This is a genomic window from Kitasatospora sp. NPDC059812 (assembly GCF_042732075.1).
In the GTDB taxonomy this organism is placed as follows: domain Bacteria; phylum Actinomycetota; class Actinomycetes; order Streptomycetales; family Streptomycetaceae; genus Kitasatospora.
The window spans coordinates 167,888-191,590 of the sequence record NZ_JBHWIO010000001.1 but is presented as its reverse complement, the minus strand read 5'-3'; the positions used below and the strand labels follow the sequence as shown (position 1 = coordinate 191,590).

The 23,703-nt window shown below is 70.3% G+C and carries 22 protein-coding genes and 2 pseudogenes; 8 read left to right on the top strand and 16 right to left on the bottom strand.

Annotated elements, in window-relative coordinates; translation table 11 throughout:
* Positions 1-51: 51 nt before the first annotated feature.
* The 3 genes from ACFV6D_RS00870 to ACFV6D_RS00860 all read right to left on the bottom strand — a co-directional run bounded on the left by ACFV6D_RS00870 (position 52) and on the right by ACFV6D_RS00860 (position 3,886).
* Positions 52-1,503, bottom strand: a complete 1,452-nt coding sequence (locus tag ACFV6D_RS00870; RefSeq protein ID WP_380557387.1) for an NYN domain-containing protein — start codon at positions 1,501-1,503, stop codon at positions 52-54.
* 345 nt (positions 1,504-1,848) lie between these two features.
* Complete coding sequence (locus ACFV6D_RS00865) at positions 1,849-2,895, bottom strand: aspartate-semialdehyde dehydrogenase (RefSeq protein ID WP_380489932.1); 1,047 nt, start codon at positions 2,893-2,895, stop codon at positions 1,849-1,851.
* 100 nt (positions 2,896-2,995) lie between these two features.
* Positions 2,996-3,886 carry a dihydrodipicolinate synthase family protein gene (locus ACFV6D_RS00860; protein ID WP_380481666.1) on the bottom strand — a complete coding sequence of 297 codons (891 nt, stop codon included), beginning with the start codon at positions 3,884-3,886 and terminating at the stop codon, positions 2,996-2,998.
* Positions 3,887-3,958: 72 nt separating this feature from the next.
* Between ACFV6D_RS00860 and ACFV6D_RS00855 the strand changes: the two genes are divergently transcribed.
* Positions 3,959-4,846, top strand: coding sequence for a LysR family transcriptional regulator (locus tag ACFV6D_RS00855; RefSeq protein WP_380334016.1), 888 nt, complete (start codon positions 3,959-3,961; stop codon positions 4,844-4,846).
* 42 nt (positions 4,847-4,888) lie between these two features.
* Here the strand turns inward: ACFV6D_RS00855 and dnaE are convergent, their stop codons facing one another.
* The 4 genes from dnaE to ACFV6D_RS00835 form a co-directional block, all read right to left on the bottom strand.
* The gene (gene dnaE, locus ACFV6D_RS00850) at positions 4,889-8,422 is read right to left on the bottom strand and encodes a DNA polymerase III subunit alpha (protein ID WP_063347195.1); all 3,534 of its coding nucleotides are present in this window, start codon (positions 8,420-8,422) and stop codon (positions 4,889-4,891) included.
* A gap of 139 nt (positions 8,423-8,561) precedes the next feature.
* A complete protein-coding gene (locus ACFV6D_RS00845; RefSeq protein WP_380557384.1) occupies positions 8,562-9,482 on the bottom strand; it encodes a hypothetical protein in 921 nt (306 codons plus the stop codon).
* A gap of 173 nt (positions 9,483-9,655) precedes the next feature.
* Positions 9,656-9,922 carry a hypothetical protein gene (locus ACFV6D_RS00840; RefSeq protein ID WP_159398403.1) on the bottom strand — a complete coding sequence of 89 codons (267 nt, stop codon included), beginning with the start codon at positions 9,920-9,922 and terminating at the stop codon, positions 9,656-9,658.
* A complete protein-coding gene (locus ACFV6D_RS00835) occupies positions 9,922-10,281 on the bottom strand; it encodes an ATP-binding protein (protein ID WP_380481672.1) in 360 nt (119 codons plus the stop codon). Before ACFV6D_RS00835 ends, ACFV6D_RS00840 begins: the two co-directional genes overlap by 1 nt.
* A 237-nt stretch (positions 10,282-10,518) precedes the next feature.
* Here ACFV6D_RS00835 and ACFV6D_RS00830 point away from each other — a divergent pair, with 237 nt between their 5' ends.
* The 6 genes from ACFV6D_RS00830 to ACFV6D_RS00805 all read left to right on the top strand — a co-directional run bounded on the left by ACFV6D_RS00830 (position 10,519) and on the right by ACFV6D_RS00805 (position 14,893).
* Positions 10,519-11,367, top strand: coding sequence for a helix-turn-helix domain-containing protein (locus tag ACFV6D_RS00830; protein ID WP_380334006.1), 849 nt, complete (start codon positions 10,519-10,521; stop codon positions 11,365-11,367).
* Between the two features lie 10 nt (positions 11,368-11,377).
* Positions 11,378-11,569 (top strand): DUF397 domain-containing protein, encoded by a 192-nt coding sequence (locus ACFV6D_RS00825; RefSeq protein ID WP_380334003.1) that lies wholly within the window; start codon positions 11,378-11,380, stop codon positions 11,567-11,569.
* A gap of 65 nt (positions 11,570-11,634) precedes the next feature.
* Positions 11,635-11,826 (top strand): DUF397 domain-containing protein, encoded by a 192-nt coding sequence (locus ACFV6D_RS00820; RefSeq protein WP_380334000.1) that lies wholly within the window; start codon positions 11,635-11,637, stop codon positions 11,824-11,826.
* Between the two features lie 525 nt (positions 11,827-12,351).
* A complete protein-coding gene (locus ACFV6D_RS00815; RefSeq protein WP_380557381.1) occupies positions 12,352-12,900 on the top strand; it encodes a YceI family protein in 549 nt (182 codons plus the stop codon).
* A 343-nt stretch (positions 12,901-13,243) separates the two neighbouring features.
* Positions 13,244-13,435 (top strand): DUF397 domain-containing protein, encoded by a 192-nt coding sequence (locus tag ACFV6D_RS00810; protein ID WP_380557378.1) that lies wholly within the window; start codon positions 13,244-13,246, stop codon positions 13,433-13,435.
* A 261-nt stretch (positions 13,436-13,696) separates the two neighbouring features.
* A complete protein-coding gene (locus ACFV6D_RS00805) occupies positions 13,697-14,893 on the top strand; it encodes an alpha/beta hydrolase family protein (protein WP_380557375.1) in 1,197 nt (398 codons plus the stop codon).
* Between the two features lie 324 nt (positions 14,894-15,217).
* On the opposite strand, the gene ACFV6D_RS00800 is transcribed toward ACFV6D_RS00805, so the two are convergent.
* On the bottom strand, positions 15,218-15,625 hold the full coding sequence (locus ACFV6D_RS00800; protein WP_380557372.1) for a winged helix-turn-helix transcriptional regulator: 408 nt from the start codon (positions 15,623-15,625) through the stop codon (positions 15,218-15,220).
* 92 nt (positions 15,626-15,717) lie between these two features.
* On the opposite strand from ACFV6D_RS00800, the gene ACFV6D_RS00795 reads away from it, so the two are divergent.
* Positions 15,718-16,467: an SDR family NAD(P)-dependent oxidoreductase gene (locus tag ACFV6D_RS00795; RefSeq protein ID WP_063347205.1), complete on the top strand. Its 750-nt coding sequence runs from the start codon at positions 15,718-15,720 to the stop codon at positions 16,465-16,467.
* 216 nt (positions 16,468-16,683) lie between these two features.
* On the opposite strand, the gene ACFV6D_RS00790 is transcribed toward ACFV6D_RS00795, so the two are convergent.
* The 8 genes and pseudogenes from ACFV6D_RS00790 to ACFV6D_RS00755 all read right to left on the bottom strand — a co-directional run bounded on the left by ACFV6D_RS00790 (position 16,684) and on the right by ACFV6D_RS00755 (position 23,612).
* The gene (locus ACFV6D_RS00790; RefSeq protein ID WP_380557369.1) at positions 16,684-17,103 is read right to left on the bottom strand and encodes a hypothetical protein; all 420 of its coding nucleotides are present in this window, start codon (positions 17,101-17,103) and stop codon (positions 16,684-16,686) included.
* 442 nt (positions 17,104-17,545) lie between these two features.
* The gene (locus ACFV6D_RS00785) at positions 17,546-18,694 is read right to left on the bottom strand and encodes a serine hydrolase (RefSeq protein ID WP_063347206.1); all 1,149 of its coding nucleotides are present in this window, start codon (positions 18,692-18,694) and stop codon (positions 17,546-17,548) included.
* Between the two features lie 199 nt (positions 18,695-18,893).
* Positions 18,894-19,037 (bottom strand): annotated as a pseudogene (locus ACFV6D_RS00780) (DUF3291 domain-containing protein); the annotation flags it as partial.
* Between the two features lie 398 nt (positions 19,038-19,435).
* Complete coding sequence (locus tag ACFV6D_RS00775; protein ID WP_380557366.1) at positions 19,436-20,575, bottom strand: hypothetical protein; 1,140 nt, start codon at positions 20,573-20,575, stop codon at positions 19,436-19,438.
* A gap of 427 nt (positions 20,576-21,002) precedes the next feature.
* Positions 21,003-21,149: a hypothetical protein gene (locus tag ACFV6D_RS00770; RefSeq protein WP_380489955.1), complete on the bottom strand. Its 147-nt coding sequence runs from the start codon at positions 21,147-21,149 to the stop codon at positions 21,003-21,005.
* Between the two features lie 357 nt (positions 21,150-21,506).
* On the bottom strand, positions 21,507-22,043 hold the full coding sequence (locus tag ACFV6D_RS00765) for a DUF3291 domain-containing protein (protein WP_380557363.1): 537 nt from the start codon (positions 22,041-22,043) through the stop codon (positions 21,507-21,509).
* Positions 22,044-22,287: 244 nt separating this feature from the next.
* Positions 22,288-22,856, bottom strand: a pseudogene (locus ACFV6D_RS00760) (dienelactone hydrolase family protein).
* Between the two features lie 267 nt (positions 22,857-23,123).
* A complete protein-coding gene (locus ACFV6D_RS00755; protein ID WP_380557360.1) occupies positions 23,124-23,612 on the bottom strand; it encodes a hypothetical protein in 489 nt (162 codons plus the stop codon).
* Between the last annotated feature and the right edge of the window lie 91 nt (positions 23,613-23,703).

The following is a 23,703-nucleotide window of genomic DNA, read 5'->3' as shown; positions in this document are numbered from 1 at the left end:
CACCGAAAACCGGCACGCGGCTCGCCGGGTCCAACCCGGGCCGTGCGCCCGTCAGTCGTCCACGACGACCATCGATCCGCCGGGCACCCGCACCGCCAGTTCCTTCCAGAATCCGGCCCGGATGGCGTAGCGGTCGTGTTCGTCGATCTGGTCGTCCTTGTGCGCGAGCAGTCCGAAGCGGGCGGCGTAGCGGAGGAGTTCGCCGTCGACCCGGTGCGGGATGCGGGGGTAGTCGGGCCAGAGCACGGTGAGCCGTTCGACGTCGCCCAGCCGTTCGCTCCAGCGGCGGGCGAAGACCTGGCCGACTTCGTGGGCGTCGCCGCCGATGGAGGTGATGTCCTCCTCGCGGTCGGCCCAGCGCTGTTCGGCGGTGGTGAGGTGGGCGAGGGTGGGGAGGCTGTCGCCGGCGGTGACGGCGGGTTCGGGGGCGGGGCGGTCGACCCATCCGCGGTCGGAGGACCAGCGCAGGACGGGGCCGGCCTGTCCGGGGGCGCCCGTCGTGCCGACGGCCTGCCCGTTGGTGCCGTGCCCGTTCGCCTGCCCGTTCGCCTGCCCGTTCAGGAACCCGTTGCCGCCGTGCCCGTTGGCGCCGTGCCCGTTGACGAGCCCGTTGCCGCCGTGGCCGTTCGCGAGTCCGGTACCGCCATGCCCGTTGACGGCCGGGGCGACGGCGGGGGTGCGCCCGGCGAGGTCCTTGGGGGTGGGGACGACCTTGAGCGCGGCGGCCGGCTGGGGCCGCCCGGCGCCTGGGACGGCCCCGACGACAGCGGCCCCGACGGCGGAGGCCCTGAGGGCAGCGGGCACGGCGGCCGGGGCGGCGGCGGCCGGTTGGACGACCGGGGGCGCCACGACCGGCGCCGCGGCGGGTGCCACCACGGGCGGGGCGCCGGGCGGGGCGGCGAGGATCTTGGCGATCTCCTGGCGGGCGCCGGGCGCCGGAAAGACGTTGGCGTTGTCCCGGAGGCTGAAGGAGCCCTCGATCCACTCGCGGTCGAGCACTCTTCGCTCGTCGGCCTCGCCGACCAGGTCCTCGGACTGGTTGAAGTCGCCGTCGGCGGCCTGGAGCGCCCACAGGTGGACGGCCACGCCGTGTTCCTTGGCGGTCATCATGCCGGGCAGCAGGTCGCCGTCGCCGGTGATCAGGACGACGTCGGCGCAGGCCCGGTTGCGGGCGAGTTCGGAGAGTTCGGCGTGCATGGCGGCGTCGACGCCCTTCTGCACCCAGCGCCCTTCGGCGCGGGTGAGGGCGCCGAGCCGCACGGTGACGCGGGGCAGGACGCGCAGCCGGCGGTGTTCGGGCATCGGGCGCCGGTCGGGGGCGGCGTCGAACCAGTAGATGCGCAGCAGCGGAAGCCCGGTCTCGGCTTCGGCGCGTTCGCGCAGCGCGGTGATCAGCGCGGTGTGGTCGACGGTGACTCTGGAACGGGATGGGTCACCGGCGAGCAGGCTGGCGGCGGCGCCCAGCAGGTATCCGGCATCCACCAGGACGACACAGCGGTCCATCGCGCACCTCTTTCCACTCGCCCTCGTGTGGGGGTCGGGCCGGGTGGGCGCGGATCCGCCCGTCGTCCGGACGTGGTGGGGTGAGGGGCCCCCGTGGCCGCCCGATCGTTGGGTCACCTTTTCCCCCTGGTTCGCGCGCCGAACCTCGACGGATGTCGCGGTACCGCAACGGCAAGCCCAACGGAACGCAAAGGCGGGCCCCGTTCAACGACGGGGCCCGCCCTTGGTCACGCCGGGGAGTGCGAGCGGGCGCCCGCCCCAAGGTGCGGGGCGCCCCCCGCGAGGGGCGAGGCGCTCGCCGCGAGGTGCGGGGTGCGAGCGCCCGCGGCCCGGCGGGGCCGGGTGTCAGCCCTTGAGCTCGGCGGCGACCAGCTCGGCCAGCTGGACGGCGTTGAGCGCGGCGCCCTTGCGCAGGTTGTCGTTGGACACGAACAGCGACAGGCCGTGCTCGACGGTCTCGTCGGCCCGGATGCGGCCGACGTAGCTCGGGTCCCGGCCGGCGGCCTGGAGCGGGGTGGGGATGTCGGACAGTTCGACGCCGGGGGCGGCGGCGAGCAGTTCGGCGGCGCGCTCGGGGCTGATCGGGCGTTCGAAGCGGGCGTTGATCTGGAGCGAGTGGCCGGAGAAGACCGGGACGCGCACGCAGGTGCCGGCGACCTTGAGGTCCGGGATGCCGAGGATCTTGCGGCTCTCGTGGCGGAGCTTCTGCTCCTCGTCGGTCTCGTTGGAGCCGTCCTCGACGATGGAGCCGGCCAGCGGCACCACGTTGAAGGCGATCGGGCGCTGGTAGACCTTGGGCTCGGGGAACTCGACGGCGGAGCCGTCGTGGGCGAGCGCGGCGGCGCCGTCGACGACCTTGGCGGCCTGGTCCTGGAGTTCGGCCACGCCGGCCACGCCGCTGCCGGAGACGGCCTGGTAGGTGGAGACGACGAGCGCGGCGAGGCCGGCCTCCTCGTGCAGCGGGCGCAGCACGGGCATGGCGGCCATGGTGGTGCAGTTCGGGTTGGCGATGATGCCCTTGGGCCGGTCGGCGATGGCGCCGGGGTTGACCTCGGAGACGACCAGCGGGACGTCGGGGTCGCGGCGCCAGGCGGAGGAGTTGTCGATGACGACGGCGCCGGCCGCGGCGGCCTTGGGGGCGAGGGCCTTGGAGGTGGAGCCGCCGGCCGAGAAGATCACGATGTCCAGGCCGGTGTAGTCGGCCGTGGATGCGTCCTCGACGGTGACCTCGGTGCCCTGCCAGGGCAGGGTGCGTCCGGCCGAGCGGGCCGAGGCGAACAGCCGCAGCTGCTCGACCGGGCCCAGTCCGCCTTCACGACCAGCGCGCTCCGCCAGGATCTCGCGGACCACTGCGCCGACCTGGCCGGTGGCCCCGACAATGCCGATCTTCATTCCGACTACTCCTCTGGATGGTGCTGTCTACAGCCGCACTCTGCCCATCATGCCTTGTCACGAGGGTGCGGCGGCCTGGTGTTCCACGGTGTGAGAGCGGCTAGTGGTCCAGACCACTCACCAGCTTCAGCGCCGCCTCGACCTCCGCCCCGCCGGCCGGCAGCAGCGGCAGCCGGACGTCCGGGGTGGGGATCCGGCCCTGGGCGTGCAGCACGCCCTTGATCACCGTCGGGTTCGGCGCGGCGAAGGCGGCCAGCGCCAGCCCGGTGAGCCGGTGCCCGAGCGCCCGGGCCCGGGCGGCGTCCCCGGCCTGCCAGGCCTGCGTCAGCTCGACGAACCGGGCGGTGGCCAGGTGGGCGGAGGCGAGGATGCCGCCGGCCGCGCCGAGCGCCAGCAGCGGGGACAGGAAGGCGTCCTCCCCGGTCAGCACCGCGAAGTCGGCGGGGGCGGCGGCGAGCAGTTCCACCGCCGTCTGGTCCACTCCCCCGGTCGCGTACTTGACGCCCACCACGCCGTCCAGCGCGGCGAGTTCGAGCAGCGCGGCGGCGGACAGCTGCTGCCCGGTGCGGTACGGGATGTGGTAGACGACCAGCGGCAGCGGGCTGCTCCCGGCGAGCGCCCGGAAGTGCGCGACCGTCCCGGCCTCGCCCGGCCGCAGGAACGCCGGGACGGTAACCAGCGCGGCCGCGGCCTGCGGCACCCGCTTGCCGAGCGCGGCCAGCGACTCGGCGGTGGAGCGGGTGTCGCCGCCGTGCGCGCCGACGGTCAGGAGGGCCCCGCGGGCGGCGCAGGCGGCCGCGGCGGTCTCGACCACGGCCCAGCGCTCGTCCTCGCTCAGCGCGGCGGGCTCGCCGGTGGTCCCGAGGGCGACCAGCCCGGCCGCACCGGCCTCCAGCAGCTCGGCGGCGAGCACGGCGAGGGCGTCCAGCGCGACCGTGCCGTCCGCGGCGAAGGGCGTGATCAGGGGGACGTGGATGCCGGTGAGTTCCATGGTCACGATCCTGCGGCCCGCCGATCACCCAGGTCCAGTTCACATTCGTGATGCTTCTCGTAAGCTGAGCCGATGCTCGACGTCCGACGCCTGCGCCTGCTGCGCGAACTCGCCCACCTCGGCACCATCGCCGCCGTCGCCGAGGCGCTCTCCTTCAGCCCTTCGGCGGTGTCCCAGCAGCTGTCCGTCCTGGAGAAGGAGGCGGGCGTCCCGCTGCTGGAGCGGACCGGGCGGCGGGTCGCGCTCACTCCGGCCGGGCGCAACCTCGTCCGGCACGCCGAGGCGGTGCTCGCCCTGCTGGAGCAGGCGGGCGCCGAACTCGCCCACGCCCGAAGGGGGTTGGCCGGCCCGCTGCGGATCGGCACCTATCCGTCGGCGGCCCGCGCGATCATCCCGGCGGTGCTGGGCGAGCTGGCCGCCTGGCACCCGGGCCTGGAGCCGATGGTGACGGAGGTGGATCCGGCGGGCGTCGCGGCGGCGCTGCGCGCGGGCGAGCTGGACGTCGCCCTGGTCCACGAGTACGACCTCGTCCCGGCCGATCCGGAGCCGGGCCTGGCGGTGACCCGTCCGGTGTTCACCGAGCCGATGTACCTGGCGGCCCGTAGTCCGGGCACGGTCGCCGAGCAGCGCGGCGCGCCGTGGATCATGGCCCCGCCGGGCACGCTCTGCCACAGCATGGCCGTCCGGGCCTGCGAGGCCGCCGGGTTCGCGCCCCGGATCCGGCACCAGATCGACGACTTCGCGACCGTCCTGGCCCTGGTCGCGGCCGGCCAGGGCGTGGCCCTGGTCCCGCAGCTGGGCGCCGCGCAGCCCCCGCCCGGCGTGGTCCTCACCCGGCTGCCGATGTACCGCCGCACCCGGGCCGCCTTCCGCGCGGGCGCCGGTTCCCACCCGGCCATCTCGGCCTTCGTCTCCGCCCTGCACACGGCCGTCCCCCCAGGCCTGGGCGGGCACGGCTGATCCCCCGGGCCTCGCTAAGAGGCACGGGGGATCAGGCGCACGTCAGCCCGCCAGGCAGCTCGGCCCGAGCAGCTGCTTGAGGTCCCCGAACAGCGCCGGGTCCGACTTCACCCGGTGCCGGTCCAGCCGCAGCACGGTCGTCTTGTTGCGGCTCTCCAGCCGCACCCGGACCTCCGTGGTGCCCCGGTGGCTGCCCAGCACCTCGCCGAGCCGGGCGATCAGCGGCGGGGTGATCTTCACGCTCGGGATGTTGATGATGATCGGCGCCTCGGCGTGCGCGTTCGACAGGTCCGGGACGGTCAGCTCCATCCCCATCAGGCGCGGCACGTCCTCCCGCTTGTCCAGCTTGCCGCGCACGAACACCACGGCGTCCTCGACGAGTTGGGCGGAGACCAGCTGGTAGCTGGCGGGGAAGAACATGCAGTCGATCGAGCCCGCGAGGTCCTCGACGGTCGCGATCGCCCAGGCGTTGCCCTGCTTGGTCATCTTGCGTTGGAGGCCCGAGATGATGCCGCCGATGGTGACGATGGTGCCGTCGGGCCGTTCGGCGAGGTCGGCCACCGCGCAGTCGGCCTTGTCGGCGAGCACGTGCTCGATGCCGTGCAGCGGGTGCGAGGAGACGTACAGGCCGAGCATCTCGCGCTCCTGGGTGAGCAGGAAGGACTTCTCCCACTCCTCCTCGGAGAAGACGACGTCGAGGCCGAAGCTGGGCTCGTCGGAGACGGCGTCCCCGCCGAACAGGTCGAACTGGCCCTCGGCCTCCTTGCGCTTGACCCCGACGACGTTGTCGATCATCGGCTCGAACTGCGCGCTGAGGCCCTTGCGGGTGTGCCCGAGCGAGTCGAAGGAGCCCGCCTTGATCAGCGATTCGACGGTCCGCTTGTTGCAGACCACCGACTCCACCTTGTCGAGGAAGTCCGGGAAGGAGCTGAACTTCCCCTTCGACTTGCGGGTGCGGATCATCGAGTCGACGACGGGGCCGCCGACGTTGCGGATCGCGGTGAGGCCGAACCGGACGAGCGTGTCACCGTGCGGGGTGAAGTCCGAGTCCGACTCGTTGACGTCCGGCGGCAGCACCTGGATGCCCATCTTGCGGCACTCGTTGAGGTAGATCGCCGACTTGTCCTTGTCGTCCTTGACCGACGTCAGCAGGCCGGACATGTACTCGGCCGGGAAGTTCGCCTTGAGATAGGCCGTCCAGTACGAGACCAGCCCGTACCCGGCGGTGTGCGCCTTGTTGAACGCGTAGCCGGAGAAGGGGACCAGGACGTCCCACACCGCCTGGATCGCCGCGTCCGAGTAGCCGTGGTCCCGGCAGCCCTTCTGGAAGGGCACGAACTCGGCCTCCAGGATCTCCTTCTTCTTCTTGCCCATGGCCCGGCGCAGCAGGTCGGCCTGGCCGAGCGAGTAGCCGGCGAGGATCTGGGCGGCCTTCTGCACCTGCTCCTGGTAGACGATCAGGCCGTACGTCGGCTTGAGGATCTCCTCCAGGGGCTTCTCCAGCTCCGGGTGGATCGGGGTGATCTCCTGCTGGCCGTTCTTGCGCAGCGCGTAGTTGGTGTGCGAGTTGACGCCCATCGGGCCCGGTCGGTACAGCGCGAGGACGGCGGAGATGTCTTCGAAGTTGTCGGGCTTCATCAGCCGCAGCAGCGAGCGCATGGGGCCGCCGTCGAGCTGGAAGACGCCGAGCGTGTCGCCGCGTGCCAGCAGTTCGTAGGTCGGCTTGTCGTCCAGGGGCAGATCAAGCAGGTTGATCTTGATGCCCTTGTTCTTCTCGATCGCCTTGACGGCGTCGTCCATGATCGTCAGGTTGCGCAGGCCGAGGAAGTCCATCTTGAGAAGGCCGAGGCCCTCGCAGGTGGGGTAGTCGAACTGCGTGATGGTGACGCCGTCGGTGTGCCGGGTCCAGACCGGGATGTGGTCGGTCAGCGGCTCGGCGGACATGATGACGCCGGCCGCGTGCACGCCGGGCTGGCGGATCAGGCCCTCGATGCCGCGCGCGGTGTCGATGACCTTCTTCACGTCCGGGTCGCTCTCGTACAGCCCCCGGATCTCGCCGGCCTCGCTGTAGCGCGGGTGGCTGTTGTCCGTGATGCCGGACAGCGGGATGCCCTTGCCCATCACGTCCGGCGGCATCGCCTTGGTGATCCGGTCGCCCATCGCGTACGGGTAGCCGAGGACGCGCGAGGAGTCCTTGATGGCGGCCTTCGCCTTGATGGTGCCGTACGTGACGATCATGGCGACCTTGTCGGATCCCCACTTCTCGGTCACGTACCGGATCACGTCACCGCGCCGGCGCTCGTCGAAGTCGATGTCGACATCGGGCATGGAGATGCGCTCGGGGTTGAGGAAGCGCTCGAAGATCAGGCCGTGCGGGATGGGGTCGAGGTCGGTGATGCCCATCGCGTACGCGACCAGCGAGCCCGCCGCCGAACCACGGCCGGGGCCCACCGCGATGCCCTGCTCCTTGGCCCACATGATGAAGTCGGCGACCACGAGGAAGTACGCCGGGAACCCCATCTGGATGATGGTGTCCATCTCGTACTCGGCGAGCTTCTTGTGCTCCTCGTCGTACCCGCCCGGGAAGCGCCAGTCCATGCCCTTCCACACCTGGGACTTGAAGAAGTCCGCCTCGGACTCGAAGCCCTCCGGGATCGGGAAGCGCGGCATGAGGTTGCGGAACTTGAACATGCCCTCGGTGTCGACCCGGGAGGCGACGAGGAGCTGGCTGTTGCGGCAGCCCTCCTGCCAGGCGTCCGAGGAGTCCAGGGCGTACATCTCGGCGGCCGACTTGATGTAGTAGCCGGTGCCGTCGAAGCGGAAGCGGTCCGGGTCCGAGAGGTTCTTGCCGGTCTGCACGCAGAGCAGCAGGTCGTGCGCCCCGGCGTCGGCCTCGGTGGTGTAGTGCGAGTCGTTGGTGACGACCGGGGGGATGTTCAGCTTCTTGCTGATCTCCAGCAGCCCGTCGCGGACCCGCTTCTCGATGTCGAGGCCGTGGTCCATCAGCTCCAGGAAGTAGTTCTCCTTGCCGAAGATGTCCTGGTAGTCGGCGGCCGACTTCACCGCCTCGTCGAACTGGCCCAGCCGCAGCCGGGTCTGCACCTCGCCGGACGGGCAGCCGGTGGTGGCCATCAGGCCGCCGGACAGGTCGGAGATCAGCTCCTTGTCCATCCGGGGCCACTTCACCAGCCAGCCCTCGGCGTACGAGCGCGAGGTCAGCTTGAAGAGGTTGTGCAGGCCCTCCTTGTTACGGGCCCAGATGGTCTTGTGGGTGTACGCGCCGGAGGCGGAGACGTCGTCCCGCTTCTGGTGCGGCTGGCCCCACAGGATGCGCTTGGTGTTGGAGCGGGACTCCGGCGCGACGTACGCCTCGATGCCGATCACCGGGGTGATCCCGGCGGCGGTCGCCTGCTTGTGGAACTCGGCGGCGCCGTACATGTTCCCGTGGTCGGTCATCGCGACATGGGTCTGACCCAGCCGCTCGACCTCCTTGAACATCTGCTTCAGCCGGGCGGCACCGTCCAGCATCGAGTACTCGGTGTGGACGTGCAGATGCGCGAACGGCTGATCGCTCAAGGCGGGGCCTCCGGAGGCGAGTGCGGGTCTGGTGGGCCGGCGAACGCGCAGGTACGCGCAGGTCACGGAAGGTGCCTGGAAACGGATGTGGCCCGGACCACCTCGTGGGGTCCGGACCATCACTCACACGTTCACGCGTCTACTCTAGCTCCCCTTCGGAGCCGGCTCCCTCCGGCTCGGAGCCTCCCGAGCTCAGCCCGGCGAGTCGCGCCCCGGCGGCCTCGCGGACCTCCGCCTCCTCCATCGGATCGTCCCGCAGGTGGGCGAGGCGTTCCCGGACGTGGGGGCGGTCGGGGGCGTGCGCGACGGCCGGCAGGCGGGCGCCGGCCTCGCAGTCCCAGAGGCACTCGGTGTACACCTCGGCCAGCCCGACGGGGGCGACGGCGGCCAGTGCCTCCAGGTAGGCGGGGCGCTCGGAGGAGTGCGGCGTCCACAGCCAGAAGCGGCGCAGCAGCGACGCGGCCCCGGCGGCTTCGGGGCCGAACCGGGCCAGGCCCCGGGCGGTGTGCATCGGGCCACACCACTCCTGGGCCGCCCACTGCCGCTCCAGCTCGGCCGTCGCCGTGGGCAGATCGCTCGCGATGTGCAGATCACTCGCGCCGCCGTGCTCCGGCAGCAGGGCGCGCGGGCTCGCACTGTCCTGCTCGGGGACGGGGTCCATCGAGCCGCGGGGGCCACTCCGCTTACGGACGTCCTGCCCGGCCACCCGGTGCTCGCCCTCTCGGACGTGGGTACGGAGTGCTTCCCGGGCCTCGGCGGAGTCGGCAAGTGCGAGCAGCTCCAGGACTCCGGTGGCCCGCAGGCAGGTGTCCTCGTCCCCGGTCAGCAGGTCGACGATCGGTCCGACCGGCAGTTCCAGGTCCCGGACGAGCCGCGCCAGGTAGAGGTGCCGGTCGTCCGCCTGCCGGTCCCAGCGCCAGTCCCAGCGGATGCACCCGTAGACCAGGTCGGCGGCTGCCGCCGGGTCCTCCGCCGCCATCTGCGCGCCCAGGCCCCGGCCGCGCTGCAACAGCCCGGGCAGGGTGCCTGCCGGGGCGTACTCGTATCTCCGCTGTGCCACGTGCCCAATCGTCCCTTAGCCCCCGACGGCTGGGCGGCGGGGGCTGGGGAGGTGGGGGTGAGGGGCTGGGGGTTAGGTGTCCTCGTCGGGCGGGGTCGCGCGCAGGGCGGTGATGACACCCAGGGCGACGGTGGCGATCGCGAGCGCGAGGAGGACGGCGAAGGCGGTGGCGATCAGGAAACGCACGAGTCGTCGCCTCGCTCGGCGGCGAGGAGGAGGGAGAGGAGATTGAGGAGGGTGGAGGCGGGGGCGGCGTTGAAGCGGACGAGGATGCGGCCGTCGATGGTCTTGTCGGTGGTCGCGGAGGGCCAGATCAGGCCGAACCTCCGGCCACGCTCCTGGACTTCGGCGAGGAGCGTGTGGATGTGGTCGTCGGTGTAGTGCCGGATCCGGGGGTCGGTCGGCAGCATGGGGCGACGGCGCGGGAGCGGGAAGGACATCAGGCGGCGTCCAGCTCGAACCAGACCATTTTGCCGCGTTCCTGGGGATCCACGCCCCAGCGGTGGGTGAGGCCTTCGATGAGCTGGAGGCCCCGGCCGGACTGGGCGAGGGGCGCCGGCTGTTGCTTTTCCGGGAGGACCGGGCTCTCGTCACTGACGGACACCCGGAGGGTGGGGCCGACGGCGAGGATGAGGACGAGCGGCGCGGGGGTGCCGCCGTGCCTCCAGGCGTTCACGAGCAGTTCCACGAGCGCGAGTTCGGCGTCGTCGGTGACCGAGGGCAGGTACCCGCAACGACCCATCGCGTCCCGGAGGGACTGGCGGGCGATGGCGAGGGAGGGCGTGTTGAGGTGGCGCATGGGAGTTCTCCCGAGGCGTGACGGTGAGGGAAGAACCGGCGGGCATGCCGCCGAAGGCCCAACGAGAGAGCCCTATTGACGATCCGTCGGATCGCCATGACACCGAACATACAGCAGCGGTATCACGTGTAGAACGAAAACCGGATAGGTTCACCCTGAAGTGCCACCCTCCGCCCCCAGGTGGACCCGCGCCAAGCGGCGCGGCAGACTTGGAACACACCGGCAAGGAAGGACCCAATGCCGCCACGACTCAATCCGACGCTCCGTCAACGTCGTATCGGTGCCGAGCTTCGGAAGATGCGCGAGGCCGCCGGTCTTCAGACGGTGAACCTGAGCAGGGCCCTTGGCATCGACAGAACTCAGGTCAGCCAGATGGAGTCTGGCAAGATCGGCGTGAGCCCAGAACGGCTCCGCTCCTTCGCCGCAGCCTGCAAGTGCACGAACATGCCCTTGATCGAGGCTCTGGAGTCCATGGTCCAGGACCGCTCCAAGGGTTGGTGGGAGGAGTACCGAGGGTCCCTCCCTGACGGCATCCTTGAGAACGCGGAGCTGGAGAAGCGTTCGAACGGGCTCATGATGTGGCTCCTCACCCACATGCCGGGCCCCTGCCAGACCATCAACTACGCCTCGTCAGTCTTCGGTCGGGTATTTCCTCCACTCCCTCGGCACGAGTTGGAGGCCCGCACCGCATTCAGAATGCAGCGCAAGGCCGACCTGCGCCGCAATCCGAAGCCGCTGACCGCTTTCATCTACGAGTCGGTACTGTGGACTCGGTTCGGCGGTACCCAGATCCTCAAGGAACAACTCGGCTCCCTGCTCGAAGACTCCGAACTGCCCTGGATGACCATTCGAGTCGTACCGTTCAACGTCGAGACCTTCCCCGGGGCCGCCGAGAACCTCGCCTATGCGTTCGGCTCGGTCCCTGAGCTCGACACTGTCGAACGGGAACTCTCCCAGGGCCCCGAATACCTCGACGCCGTCAACGAGCTGGCCAGCTACCGGTACATCTTCGAGCGCACTGAATCGGTTGCGCTGAGCGCGAGCGGCTCTCGCGACCTGATCCGCAAAATCGCACGAGACCTATGAAAGGCCCATCATGACCGACACCGAGTGGCAGAAGTCTTCCTTCAGCGGCAGCGTCGAGAACTGCGTCGAGGTACGCACGGCCAACGGGACGGTCGAACTCCGCGAGTCCGACGAGGGCCACCTCATCATCCCCACCACCCCCGCCCACTTCGCCGCCTTCCTCCAGGCCGCCAAGGCTGGCGAGTTCGACCACCACGCCTAGACACACCACAGCGCAGGAAGTCGGCCAGCCCGACTTCCTGCGCCAAACAACCAACGGGACCCCAGATGACCGACAGCAACTGGCAAAAATCCAGCTACAGCGCCGCGAACAACGAGTGCGTGGAGATCCGCACCGCCGACGGCCTCGTCGAACTCCGCGAGTCGGACGAGGGCCACCTCACCATCCCCACCACCCCCGCCCACTTCGCCGCCTTCCTCCAGGCCGCCAAAGCCGGCGAGTTCGACCACCACGCCTAGTACTGCAACCGCATCTGCGTGACGGATGCGGTGTTGGGCTCGTTGGTATGTCTGTGTGCTGATGAGCTGATGGTCGAGCAGGTCGAGTCGCCCCTCGGGTAGGACGATTTGCAACTCGGGGTTCGGCGTCCCGCAGTGCGGCGGGACGCCGAGCGGGTCCTATCGAATCTCCCTACCCAGAGCTGGAGTCGGTGGCCTATTCGCGGCCGCTTCGAGACAGCCTCGGGGTGCCGACGGTGGCACCTCCATCGCCGGCTCCGAGCGACGGGTCGCCGCAGCTGACCGTGATGGACTGCACCAATCTCCAAACCGCCAGGCAACTGCGCATCAACGCAAGTAGGGTGGAGCAGCGCCTGACACGCGTGTACCGGAACTCGACGTCAAACGCCGAAGAGACCTTCCCGTGGGCCTGCGCAACGACGGAACCACGACCGGGCGGACAGGCCCCGGAGGCCTCTGACACGGAGCACTCCCAGCCGTCCTCGTCCCCACCGCGGAACCGACTGCCCCTGCCTAAGGATTCATGTGCCGCACACCTCGGACGACCGACCGACCACCCTTGCAGTCGGCACCTACACCATCGACGCCGGACGCAGCACGATCGCCTTCACCACGCGCCACTTCTTCGGCCTGGGCGCCGTGCGCGGAACGTTCGGCCTTACCTCGGGGCAGGTGCACGTCGCCGCCGAGCCCACGCAGTCGTCGGCCACGGCTGTCATCGATGCCGACAGCTTCTCGACCGACAGCGGTACCCGCGACAGGGTCGTGCGCTCACCCAAGTACCTGGGCACAGCCGCACACCCCCACATAGCCTTCGCCTCGAACGCCGTCCAGTCCACGGACACCGGGTACGTCCTGCGCGGAGAGCTGACCGTCAAAGCCGCCACGCGGCCCATCGAACTTACCGTCGAGCAGCCGGAATTCACAGCCGATGGAATCCGGTTCCGCGCCACCACCAGAATCGACAGGTACGCATTCGGTATCACCGTCGACAAAGGCATGACCGCCCGTCACCTCACCCTTTCCCTCGACATTCTCGCCGTGCCCGCCGTAGGCGGCATCCCCGGCGACTAGTACTGCAACCGCATCTGGGGGTTGCGGCCTCGGCGTTTGTAGTGGGAGCGGCGGGCTCGGGCCTGGCTGCGTCGGCGGAAGCGTGACCAGCGCAGATGGTGCTCGTTGGTGTGGTGGCGGGGTGTGACGATGAGGTGGCCTGCCGAAACGGTGCGCGAAGCGGGCATGGAAGCCCACTATCACCTCGGACCACGACTCGACCTGCTCAACCGTCAGCACACAGTCATACCAACGACGCCGAACGCCAGCGGTAACGACAGATGCGGTTGCAGTACTAGACACACCACGGCGCAGGAAGTCTGCCAGCCCGACTTCCTGCGCCAAACAACCGACGGGACCCCAAATGACCGACACCAACTGGCAGAAGTCGTCCTTCAGCGGATCCGGTGGCGACTGCGTGGAGATCCGCACCGCCGACGGCCTGGTCGAACTCCGCAAGTCCGACCAGGGCCACCTCACCCTCCACCCCACCCCCGCCCACTTCGCCGCCTTCCTCCAAGCCGCCAAGGCCGGCGAGTTCGACCACCACGCCTAGTGCAGCGCCACGTTGATCCTTCGGGGGTTCATGCGGCTTTGAGTGGGCTGCCGTCGTAGGTCCAGCGGTAGGGCTTGGCGTCGTGTTCGTCGTAGCCCAAGACGAAGGTGGCACTCGACGATGCCGGCGAAGGGAACCCCGCGCCGCACGACATAATCCCGGCGGATGACTCCGGTACCTCGCGGAGGCTACGAACGACACCAGAATGTCTACATCCATGGGCTGATTCGATACGGAGCTGCGGAACCTAGCGTCGATCCCATGAAACGCAATCGCCGTATCAGCGCTGTCGCGGTGTTGGCGCTCGCCGCCCTCGTCACCGGAACCGGCGCCGGGTTCGCCGCCACGACCACACCGGTGGCCACGCACGCGTTAGACACCGCACCGGCCACGGCCACCGCGCCCACGCGGTCCTTCCAAGGCGCGCTCCCCGCGCCGACCGGCCCCTACGCCGCCGGCGAGGACGTCATCCACCTCACCGACGAGAGCCGTCCCGACCCGTGGGTGCCGTCATCCGGCCCCCGCCAACTGACCGTCACGATGGTCTACCCGGCCGTCCCCGGGACCGGGACTCCGGCCCCTTACATGAGCCTCGCCGAGGCAGCCGGAGTCATCCAGCGGCGGAAGTTGCCGGCGAGCTACGGCGTCACCGCACAGAACCTTTCCGGCGTCACCACTCACGCCTTCGACCGCGCGCGGCCGCAGCGCGGCAAGCATCCGCTGGTGGTCCTCTCACCCGCGTACGAGGACCCGCGCATGACGCTCACCTCGCTCGCGACCGACCTGGCCAGTCACGGCTACGTCGTCGCGCTCGTCGGCCACACCTACGAGGACAGCGGCGAGACGCTGGCGAACGGCCAGACGCCGCCGTGCGCGATCTGCGATGACCCGAAGACGCTCGACTTCGACTCCGTCGCCGCCAGCCGCGCGCTGGACGTGTCCTTCGTGATCGACCGGTTGACGCACGGCAATACCGCGTGGCCCCTGGCGCACCTCATCGACAAGCACGAGATCGGCATGGCCGGGCACTCCCTCGGCGGAGCGGCGGCCGCCGCCACGATGATCGCCGACCCGCGAGTACGGGCCGGAGTGAACATGGACGGCAGCTTCCACCCGGCCCCGATGCCCGGCCAGATCAACCGGCCGCTCCTCATGCTGGGTACGGCCGACTACCACTCGGTCGGCGGCCACGACACCTCGTGGGGGCAGACCTGGGCCGCCCTCGGCGGCTACAAGAAGTGGCTGACGGTCGCCGGAGCCGACCACTTCAGCTTCGCCGACCTGGACCTGCTTCTGGAGCAGGCCGGGTTCCCGACGCCGCCCCTCTCCCCGGAACGCGGGGTGGCGATCACCCGCGAGTACGTGGCAGCGTTCTTCGACCAGACGCTGAAGGGGATCGACAGTCCGCTGCTGGACGGCCCCTCGCCGAACAATCCGGAAGTGCTCTTCCAGTCCTAGTGCAGCGCCGCGTTGATCCTTCGGGGGTTCATGCGGCTTTGAGTGGGCTGCCGTCGCAGGTCCGGCAGTAGGGCTTGGCGTCGTGTTCGTCACAGGCCAGGACGAAGGTGTCGATGGCCGCGGCCAGTTCGTCGCGGGAGGCGAACTGGCCGCGGCGTCGTAGACGTCGGGTCAGGGTGGAGAAGAGCAGCTCGACTTGGTCGAGCCGGCCGGCCTGTTCGGGCGTGTGGTGGATGTTGAAGCGGGGACGGGACCTGTGCTCTCCGGCTGGGGCGGCTGGTGCTGCCGCAAGACTCCGCCGAACCGGCCCATGGGACTGGCCCGTTACTCGCGCGGTGACGCCTGCTGGCTGTCGTAGTGCTCCTGGGCGGCGAGCAGCTCGCCTCCGTACCGGCCGAACCACTGGATCAGTTCGGTCAGCGGCCCGGCCAGGCTGACACCGAGTTCCGTCAGGCTGTAGGTGACCTGGGGCGGGTTGGTGGGCGCGACCTGGCGGTCGACGAGCCCGGCCCGGGCCAGTGCCTTGAGGTTCTGCGACAGCATCTTCTGGCTGATGCCACCGACTCGTTGGTGCAGCTGCGCGAAGCGGTGCGGGCCGGCGATGAGGGCCGAGATGATCAGTGTCGCCCAGCGACTTGTCGTCTGGTCCATGATCGGCCTGAGCGCGCACTTGTTGTCGAAGGTGTCGTGGGCCAGGAGCCGGGCGGCTGTCGCGACCTGCTGAGTTTCCATCACAGCAGGAGCTTACAAAAAAGTAGGTACTTCCCAGCAGTAACTGGCTTTCCTACGGTGACCTCGTAAGCACCAACGTTCGAGGAGCCACTGTGAGCAGCAGCAACGCGCGTACGGCGATCGTCACGGGCGCATCGAAGGGCCTGGGCGCGGGGATCGCCAAGGCGCTGGCCGGGACCGGCGCAGCCGTCGTGGTGAACTACCGGGAGGATGCGAAGGGCGCCGAGCGGGTCGTCGCGGGCATCACCGCCGAGGGCGGCCGGGCGATCGCGGTCCGGGCCGACGTGGCCCGCAGCGACGAAGTGCGCCATCTGTTCGATCGGGCGCGCGAGGAGTACGGACCGGTCGACGTGCTCGTGAACAACGCGGCCGTCGCCGCCTTCGCGCCACTGTCGGGCATCACCGAAGAGGAGTTCCAGCGCGAGATGACCACGAACGTCCTGGGCACGATCCTCACTACGCAGGCCCTGGCCGCGCAGGACGACATCGGCGCCGCATCGATCATCAACGTCTCGACGGCCGGCACACTCACCCACCCGCCGTACGCCTCGCTCTATGTCGCGTCCAAGAGCGCTGTCAACGCGTTCACCATCGTTGCGGCCAAGGAGCTGGGCCCGCGCGGCATCCGGGTCAACGCGATCATGCCCGGACCGTCGGACACCGAGGGCACCAGGGCCATGGGATTCCCCGGCTCGGCCCAGGAAGCACAGGCGATCGCCGGCACCCCGCTGGGCCGAACGGGCACCCCGGACGACTACGGCCCGCTGGTGGCTTTCCTGGCTTCCGACGACGCGCGCTGGATCACCGGGGATGTCATCCTCGCTTCCGGCGGCATGCGCTGACGTCCCGTCCGTTCGGCTCCGGGCTCCGGGCTCCGTCGGCTACGAAACACGCCCTGGACACACCACAGCGCAGGAAGTCGGCCAGCCCGACTTCCTGCGCCAAACCAACGGGACCCCAGCCGACCGACACCAACTGGAAGAAGTCCAGCTACCGCACCTCTGCATGAATGAGTCCAAGGGATCCGGGTCGGCCGCAGCGAGGCTCACTGCGCCTGCTCAGTCCCGGCGCCGCCGGTAGTAGGAGATCGTGACGACCGCGAGCAGCGGCCCCCACAGCAGCAGTGGGGCGTAACAGGCGTCCATCACGACGAGTGCCGCCCCGGTCGGGGCTCCCTGCGCCCCTCCGAAGCCGCCCGCCCGGGGGATCGTCAACAGCATCACAACGGCCGCGCCGAGCAACGCCGGAATCACCGCCGCCAGCGGCGCGACACGCTTCCCCCCGATCAGCGGGATCCAGCCCGGCACCACCTCGCCCCAGGGCTTGACCAGCCCGAGGGTGAGCAACGTGAGCCCTTCGGCACCCAGGCTCATCCCGATGCACATGACGCTGAACCAGCCGGGGATGTCCAATCCCGTGGTGTTGAACCCCACCGGCATGCCGACCCCCATCGCGATCCGCCAGATCCCGGACGGCACAGCGGTGAGTGCCGCAATGTGCGCGACTCGGACCACCCAACGGGCAGGAGACCGACTCTCGGAGGCGGCAGCGGCTGTCGGTGTCCCAAACATGACCATGGCCCCATGCTGTCTCGCGGTCCGCCCCGCCGAATCATGCGCAAGGTCCAACTCGACTCCCCCGCGCGGAGGATGCAGAACCCCGGCTTCGACCGGACAGCCGCCGACGCCCCTTGGACTCATTCATCTGGACACACCACAGCGCAGGAAGTCGGCCAGCCCGACTTCCTGCGCCAAACAACGGGACCCCGGCTGACCGACACCAGCTGGCAAGAGTCCAGCTACCGCGCCCCTGGCCCATTCGAGGCCGGGAGAGAGCCAACAAACCGGGGCCGCCCGGCACCGAAGTGCGCCGGGCGGCCTCGGCGCCGGGACGTCAGCGGCCCCAGCGGCCTCAGCGGCCTCAGCGGCAGAGGGCGGCTTCCACCAGGCCCTCGACGTGCTTCATGGCCGCCGGGTCGGCCGGCCGGTTCGTCACGGCGATGTTCGCCGCAGCGCTGCCGTCCTCCGTGACGCCGCCCCGGGTCTCGTAGCCCGGGAAACTGCCGCCGTGGCCCCAGTAGAGGCCGCCGCCGCAGGGCAGGGGCTTGCTCACGAGGCCGAGCCCGTAAGCGGCGCCGGGGCCGAGGTAGTCGGCGGGGACGGTCTTCTTCATCTCGGCGAGCTGGGCGGGCCGGAGCAGGTCGCCGTGGAGCAGTTCGGAGAAGAACCGGTTGAGGTCGGAGTTGGTGGAGATCATCTGACCGGCTGCCCAGCCGAAGGACGGGTCCGTCTCCGTGACGTCGCCCAGCGGCGCGTCCGGGGTGTCCCGGTAGTAGCCCTTGGGGTGCGGCTCGCGGATGGTCACGTCGCCGGGGGCGGGGAAGTAGGTGTGGCGCAGGCCGATGCGCTTGACGATGCGGCGGTCGATCTCCGCCGCGAGCGGGCGGCCGGTGACCCGTTGGACGATCAGGCCGGCCACGATGTAGTTCGTGTTGCTGTACTTGGACCGGTCGCCCGGGGCGAAGTCGGCCTTGAACTTCAGTGCGGTGTCGAGGAGGTCGCGCGGCTCGTAGTAGCGGGGCGGGACATCGCCCTTGAGGTAGTCCGGGAGCCCGCTGGTGTGCTGGAGGAGCTGGCGGACGGTGATCTTTCGCCCGTCGATGCCGTCCCCGCGGAGGAGGCCCGGCAGGTAGGTCTCGACGGGCCCGTCGAGGTCGATCTTCCCCTCTCCGACCAGTTGCAGCACGACCGTCGCCGTGAACGTCTTGGTGTTGCTGCCCATCCGCACCTGGCCGTCGACCGGGACCTTCGCCTTGGTGGCCAGGTCACCCACCCCGGCGGTGTAGTTGCGGGCGCGGCCGTGCCCCTTCTCGACGCTCGCCAGCGCGCCGGGAATGCCGTCGTCCCGCACCAGCGCGTCGAGGCCCTGCTGGACGATGTCCGGCTTCGGCGCCGCGAACGCCGCGGTCGGGGCCAGCACCCCCGTCGCCAGGGCACCGACGGCCATGGCGGCCACCAGGACCTTCCGGTGCCGGGACGGATGGACGGTCTGCCGCGCCTGCTTGCGCATGTGTCAACTCCGGTTGTTCGTCGAGGGAAACGGCGGATCGCGCCGTTACCCCCACCCTCTCCGGAACAAACCACCTGCGACGATGCCGCTACCCACCCGGTCTTGGGTGGGGTTATCCCCCTATGTCCGCAGGAGTGCGGGTTCACGGCAGCACGGCCACCGCCTCCACTTCCACCAACTGGTCGTTGAGGCTTCCCTGTCAGCGGACCTGGTCGCTCTTCGGCCCGATGCCTTCGACCCTGGCCGGAGTTCCGTCCGGGGCGAACGCGTGGTGGAAGGTGAAGGCGTGCGGCGCGGAGCCGTGGTCGTGGAGGTGTTCCAGCCTCGAAACCCCGTCCTGCCAGCGGCCGGGGGCAGGCCTGCGGTGCCGTCGGTGCCGGCCTGGCTTCCGGGGCTGGGGTCCGGCCCTCCGCCGTGGCCGCCCGCACCGCCCGGTGCCGGTTCCGGCGGAAGGGGCGGGTGTGCTGGTGGGGAGTGTCGCGTTGAACGGGCTGGTGAGGGACCGGCGTAAAGGCCGGGGCGACTGAAGCTGTCGCCCCGGCGTTCGCGTGAGGCGGGGTCAGAAGGACCAGTGGATGGTCACGTAGCCGCGCACGCCTGCAGTACCGGGCGTCGCGGAGATTGGGGGAATCACCTTCGTCCGGGCCCGCCAGCACTCGGCCGGCACCCGCACCGATTCGCCACCTGCCCTGGCCTCGAAGGAGGCTGGGCCGGGAGAGCAGCAGGACGAGACGCCGTCGCTCACCACGTCAAGAGAATCGCCCCGTTGCCGCCGGTGGTACCCGGGTTTCCGGTGTCGCCGTTCTTTCCGAGGCCGCCGCTGCCGGGCTGGCCGCCGTCGCTGCCGCCGTCGCCGCCGTGCCCGCTGTCGCCGCCGTGCCCGCCTGCGCCGCCGGCGCCGCCCGCTCCGTAGGCATGCGTGCCCGAGGAGGTGGCGGCACCGCCAGCGCCGCCCTGGCCGCCGATGCCGCCCAGGACACCGGAGCCACCCGTGCCGGGACTGCCCGCGGTGCCGCCGATCGGCCCGTTGCCGTTGAGGCCCCGGCGACCGTCCTTTCCGGCCGCACCGGTGCTGCCTTGGGAACCGACGACGGTGCGCTTGCTTGTCCCCGCACAACCGGGCGAGTAGGTGCCCTGGTCGCCGCTGCCGCCGCTGCCAGCCGACCCGCCAGGCTCGCCGGACCCGGCCCCTTCGAGCACCGCCCCGGCTCCGTCGCCGCCGGTGCCACCCGTGCCGCCGTCCCCCGCGTACCCGGGAGCGCCCGCGTAGGCCCGCGCGACTGTAGCCGGAAAGGGCACCCCAGGGACCCCGAAGATGATGGAGGTCTCCGGGGTGTTGACATTGTTCTGCACCGTCTGGCCGCCCCGCGCACCGTTGTCGCCGCCGCTGCCGTCCTCGTCGTTCCCGACGCCGCCCGCACCCCCCGCGCCGCCCGCACCACCGGCGGCGGTCGCCAGCGGCGCGGCTACCCTGAGCCTGAACCCGAGGACGCCGTTCTTGACGAGCTTGGCGACGTCCACCACACAGGTGGCGAAGCCGCCGGCCTGGCCACCCTGCCCACCGCCGGCACTCCCGCCGCTGCCCCCGCCGCCGCCACCGGACCCGAGCGAGCTGCTCTTCTCGCCTGCGCCACCGCCCGCCCCGCCGCCACCACCGCCGCCACCACCACCGGGCCCCCCGGGACCCCATACCGAGACGGTCATCTTGGTCACCCCTGCAGGGAAGACGAAGTTCTGACTGCCCGGCTTGTCGAGCAGCAGGGACCCCGTGGCCCGCACCGACGCCGTCGGCCGCACCGCGGCACCGGGTGCCACAGCGCCAGCCGGGGCCGGCGCGGCGAACGTCGTCCAGCCCAACGCCACAGCGCCCACGGCGGCCACCCCGCGCACCCCGCGCCGCCCCGGCTCCCGGACCGCCGACCCCTTCTCCATCCCGGACAAAGCCATCACCTTTTCCATTGAACGAACCAGCCGACGGAGGCCCACTGCGCACCGTCCGGATCTGCGGCCATCCTCACCATCCGCCGACGGCCCCGCCCGCCCTGGTGGGCTGTCCGAACGTCGCGGTGCGTCGATCCGGAGCACCGCGGCACACCGACGGTGGACGAGCCCGCAGCGTGTTCCCGTCCGCCCCAATCTCGACGACCGCAAGCGACAGGAGGCGTCCGCCTTCGTCTGGGCCTACGTCACCCGAGGCGAACCCCGGTTCGCTCCGCGCCCATCGAGGCGGCACAACCCCTTGACGTCCGCCGGGCCTGGCACCTCCGGCGCAGTAGCACATGGTCCCAGCTCTCACGACCCGACCCGCTCAACCACTCGCGATCGCGAGAAGCGCCTCCCAAGCAACCTCGGCAGCGGCGCCGGGCTGACCAGCGTCGAGTTCGGCGAACAGCCGCTTGCAGAGAACGTTGGTGACGTCATACAGGGCGCCCGAGGCACGAGCCGCATCGGCCACACCAGAGTCCGCAGCATGAGGCGCCTCGCCGGGAAGCCGATGGCAACCGAGCCAGCGGAGTAACTCCGCCCATGAACGAAGTCACGCAGGGCGCAGAGTTGATCTCCGGTCGGCAGGGAAGGCTTGGGCAATGCGCTCGGTCACGAGCCGACTCTCTCGGTGCCGTCCCCGCCCGCCGCCCCCGATGCCGGTTCCAACTAACGTGTCACGGCTCAACTCGGGACCCGCACCCTGGTGATCTTGGTGACAGGTATCGCGCAAATGTGACGCCTATCGTGCGTCGACACAGCTGGGGCACTCCGGTTCCAGTCACGACCGGCGGAACTCTCAACCGGTCTCGCCGGGCATCGCCGACGGTCACACTCCGGGCCTCAGCCTGGCCGGAGTTCCGTCCGGGGCGAACGCGTGGTGGAAGGTGAAGGCGTGCGGCGCGGAGCCGTGGTCGTGGAGGTGTTCCAGCCTGGAAACCCCGTCCTGCCAGACGGGTATCACGCCGTCGGGCACCCACCAGAACGCGTAAGCCGGGCGTCCGGTCCTCTCGAACCAGTCGTGACGCCTGTTCAGCGCCTCACGGTGCAGGCCGGTGTAGATGGCGTCGAAGGCGGAGTGCGGGTCGGTCCAGAGGGAGAGGGTCGCGGCCAGGGCGGTCGTTTCCGCCGTGCAGCCCTTGCCGTACCAGGCCGGTACGGCAAACTCTCCCCATGCGCCCCAGTCCAGGTCGAAATGCGGGCCCTGGCCGCCGCCTGCCGCTTCGGCATGGGCGAGGTACCCGGGGTGCCGGCTGATCTTCCGGTAGACGGCCTCGCCGGTGTCGTGGAGTTCGCGCGTGAGAGGTGCGGGATCGGCGAGAGGTGACTTCAGGACGCCGAACGTGTACAGCGCAAGATGAGGCATGCGTCTCTCCCTGGTTGGGGGTGCCTGGTGTGGGGGCGAGGATCCGTGGGGCGTGACCGACTCACCCCGTCGCGGGCGGCGCAGCCCGAGGGAACTCCCGTGCGACCGTGGGCGATCGCCGAGGACCAGGGGTGAAGGTAGCCGCCTCCGCGGCCCCTGTCGAAGTTGCGTTTTCCCCGCCCAGATGGCCTCTTGCGCCGACCATTGCGGGCGCAGCCGAGCCGCCGGCGGACCGCGAGACGCCTCACCGCGCGTCGAGGAACCTGACCACCCGTCGCGTCAGGAGCGCGGCGGCTTCCGGGTCGTGGGACGGCAGCGAGCCGTCCGCGAACAGGTGCTGGTCTCCGGGGTACAGGAACAGCTCCGCGTCGGCGGAACCGGAGACGAGCGCGCGGGCGGCGTCGAGGTCCTCGGCGAAGAACGGATCGGCCTCCTTCGCGTGCACCTGTACGGGCACGCCGCCGGGCCACTCCGCGCTGAACTCGGAGACCGGGACGCAGGCCGAGAACAGCAGCGCGCCCCGGGCGCCCGGCCGGGTCTGCGTCAACTTCTGGGCGGGGAGCACCCCGAGGGAGAAGCCCCCGTAGACGACCCGCCGAGGCAGGTCCCCGGCCGCGCGGACGCCGCGCTCGATGATCTCGCCGAAGCCGACCTGCTGCGCGTAGCCGACGCCCTCCTCGACGGAGTCGAACGTGCGCCCGTCGAACAGGTCGGGGTGTGCACGACGTGCCCGGCCGCACGCAGCTCGTCGGCGAAGCCGACGACGCCGGTGGTCAGCCCCTGCGCGTGGTGGAACAAGACGATCTCTGCCATGCCCGAACCGCTCCCGCCCGTTGACGTCAACTTCAGTCTGTTGCACGAACGATCGGAAATCCTAGAACGCGAGTTCGACCCATGTCGATCGATGCCCAACTCGCGTTCCGACTCCGAGCCTCGGATCAAGACGACGACGTCACACTGGAGCACTCGGCGCCCCACTGCGCAGGAAGTCGGCCGGCCCGACTTCCTGCGCCGAACAACCACCGGGGAAGGCCGGTCAGGCCGGCGCCGAGCCGACCCGACCAGCCGTCAGGCGCGCCGTCAGGAGCAGGATGCGACGTTGATCGTCTGGGTCTGGGAGGTATCTCCCGAGCCGCCGGCATAGGTGTTGAGGGTGTGCGTGGACTGCTGCTCGTAGGTCCAGTCACCGGCAGCGCACTTGTACGTCGTGGTGCCGTAGATGTCGAAGTTGTACCCCGTGCCGTCGGGGAGCTTGCCGTTGTAGACGGTCCCGTCGGGGGCGGTGAGACGGTAGTTCAGGTTGGTGGCGGTGCACTCCTTGGCCTGCCAGCCAGCCAGCGCGTCGTTCTGCTTGCATTCGCTGGTGAGGCTGGGCGTGAGCTGGCCGAGGCTCTCTCCCAGGCAGAGCATGGCCCTGACCTCGAAGTGGGAGACGGGGTAGCGCCACGCCGACGGGGCGCACGACCAGGTGGTCGAGGCCGCGACGGCAGGCGATGCGGGGAGCAAACCGATCGCCGAGAACGCGAGGGCGACGGTGGGGACCAGAGCGATCTTGAGGGGCCTTCGCACAGAATTGTCCCTTTCCAGATGACTGATGGTAGTCATATCGCCGCTAAAAGTAGCAGTCGCCGAAGTGGCGACGCACTCGCGCACACGAGCG

Coding starts and splice junctions, on each gene's coding strand:
- ACFV6D_RS00830 (WP_380334006.1), top strand. CDS start 10,519: ATGCCGCCACGACTCAATCCGACGCTCCGTCAACGTCGTATCGGTGCC.
- ACFV6D_RS00820 (WP_380334000.1), top strand. CDS start 11,635: ATGACCGACAGCAACTGGCAAAAATCCAGCTACAGCGCCGCGAACAAC.
- ACFV6D_RS00865 (WP_380489932.1), bottom strand. CDS start 2,895: ATGAAGATCGGCATTGTCGGGGCCACCGGCCAGGTCGGCGCAGTGGTC.
- ACFV6D_RS00765 (WP_380557363.1), bottom strand. CDS start 22,043: ATGCCTCATCTTGCGCTGTACACGTTCGGCGTCCTGAAGTCACCTCTC.
- ACFV6D_RS00805 (WP_380557375.1), top strand. CDS start 13,697: ATGAAACGCAATCGCCGTATCAGCGCTGTCGCGGTGTTGGCGCTCGCC.
- ACFV6D_RS00860 (WP_380481666.1), bottom strand. CDS start 3,886: ATGGAACTCACCGGCATCCACGTCCCCCTGATCACGCCCTTCGCCGCG.
- ACFV6D_RS00835 (WP_380481672.1), bottom strand. CDS start 10,281: ATGCGCCACCTCAACACGCCCTCCCTCGCCATCGCCCGCCAGTCCCTC.
- ACFV6D_RS00855 (WP_380334016.1), top strand. CDS start 3,959: ATGCTCGACGTCCGACGCCTGCGCCTGCTGCGCGAACTCGCCCACCTC.
- ACFV6D_RS00870 (WP_380557387.1), bottom strand. CDS start 1,503: ATGGACCGCTGTGTCGTCCTGGTGGATGCCGGATACCTGCTGGGCGCC.
- ACFV6D_RS00840 (WP_159398403.1), bottom strand. CDS start 9,922: ATGTCCTTCCCGCTCCCGCGCCGTCGCCCCATGCTGCCGACCGACCCC.
- ACFV6D_RS00810 (WP_380557378.1), top strand. CDS start 13,244: ATGACCGACACCAACTGGCAGAAGTCGTCCTTCAGCGGATCCGGTGGC.
- ACFV6D_RS00825 (WP_380334003.1), top strand. CDS start 11,378: ATGACCGACACCGAGTGGCAGAAGTCTTCCTTCAGCGGCAGCGTCGAG.
- ACFV6D_RS00800 (WP_380557372.1), bottom strand. CDS start 15,625: ATGGAAACTCAGCAGGTCGCGACAGCCGCCCGGCTCCTGGCCCACGAC.
- ACFV6D_RS00785 (WP_063347206.1), bottom strand. CDS start 18,694: ATGCGCAAGCAGGCGCGGCAGACCGTCCATCCGTCCCGGCACCGGAAG.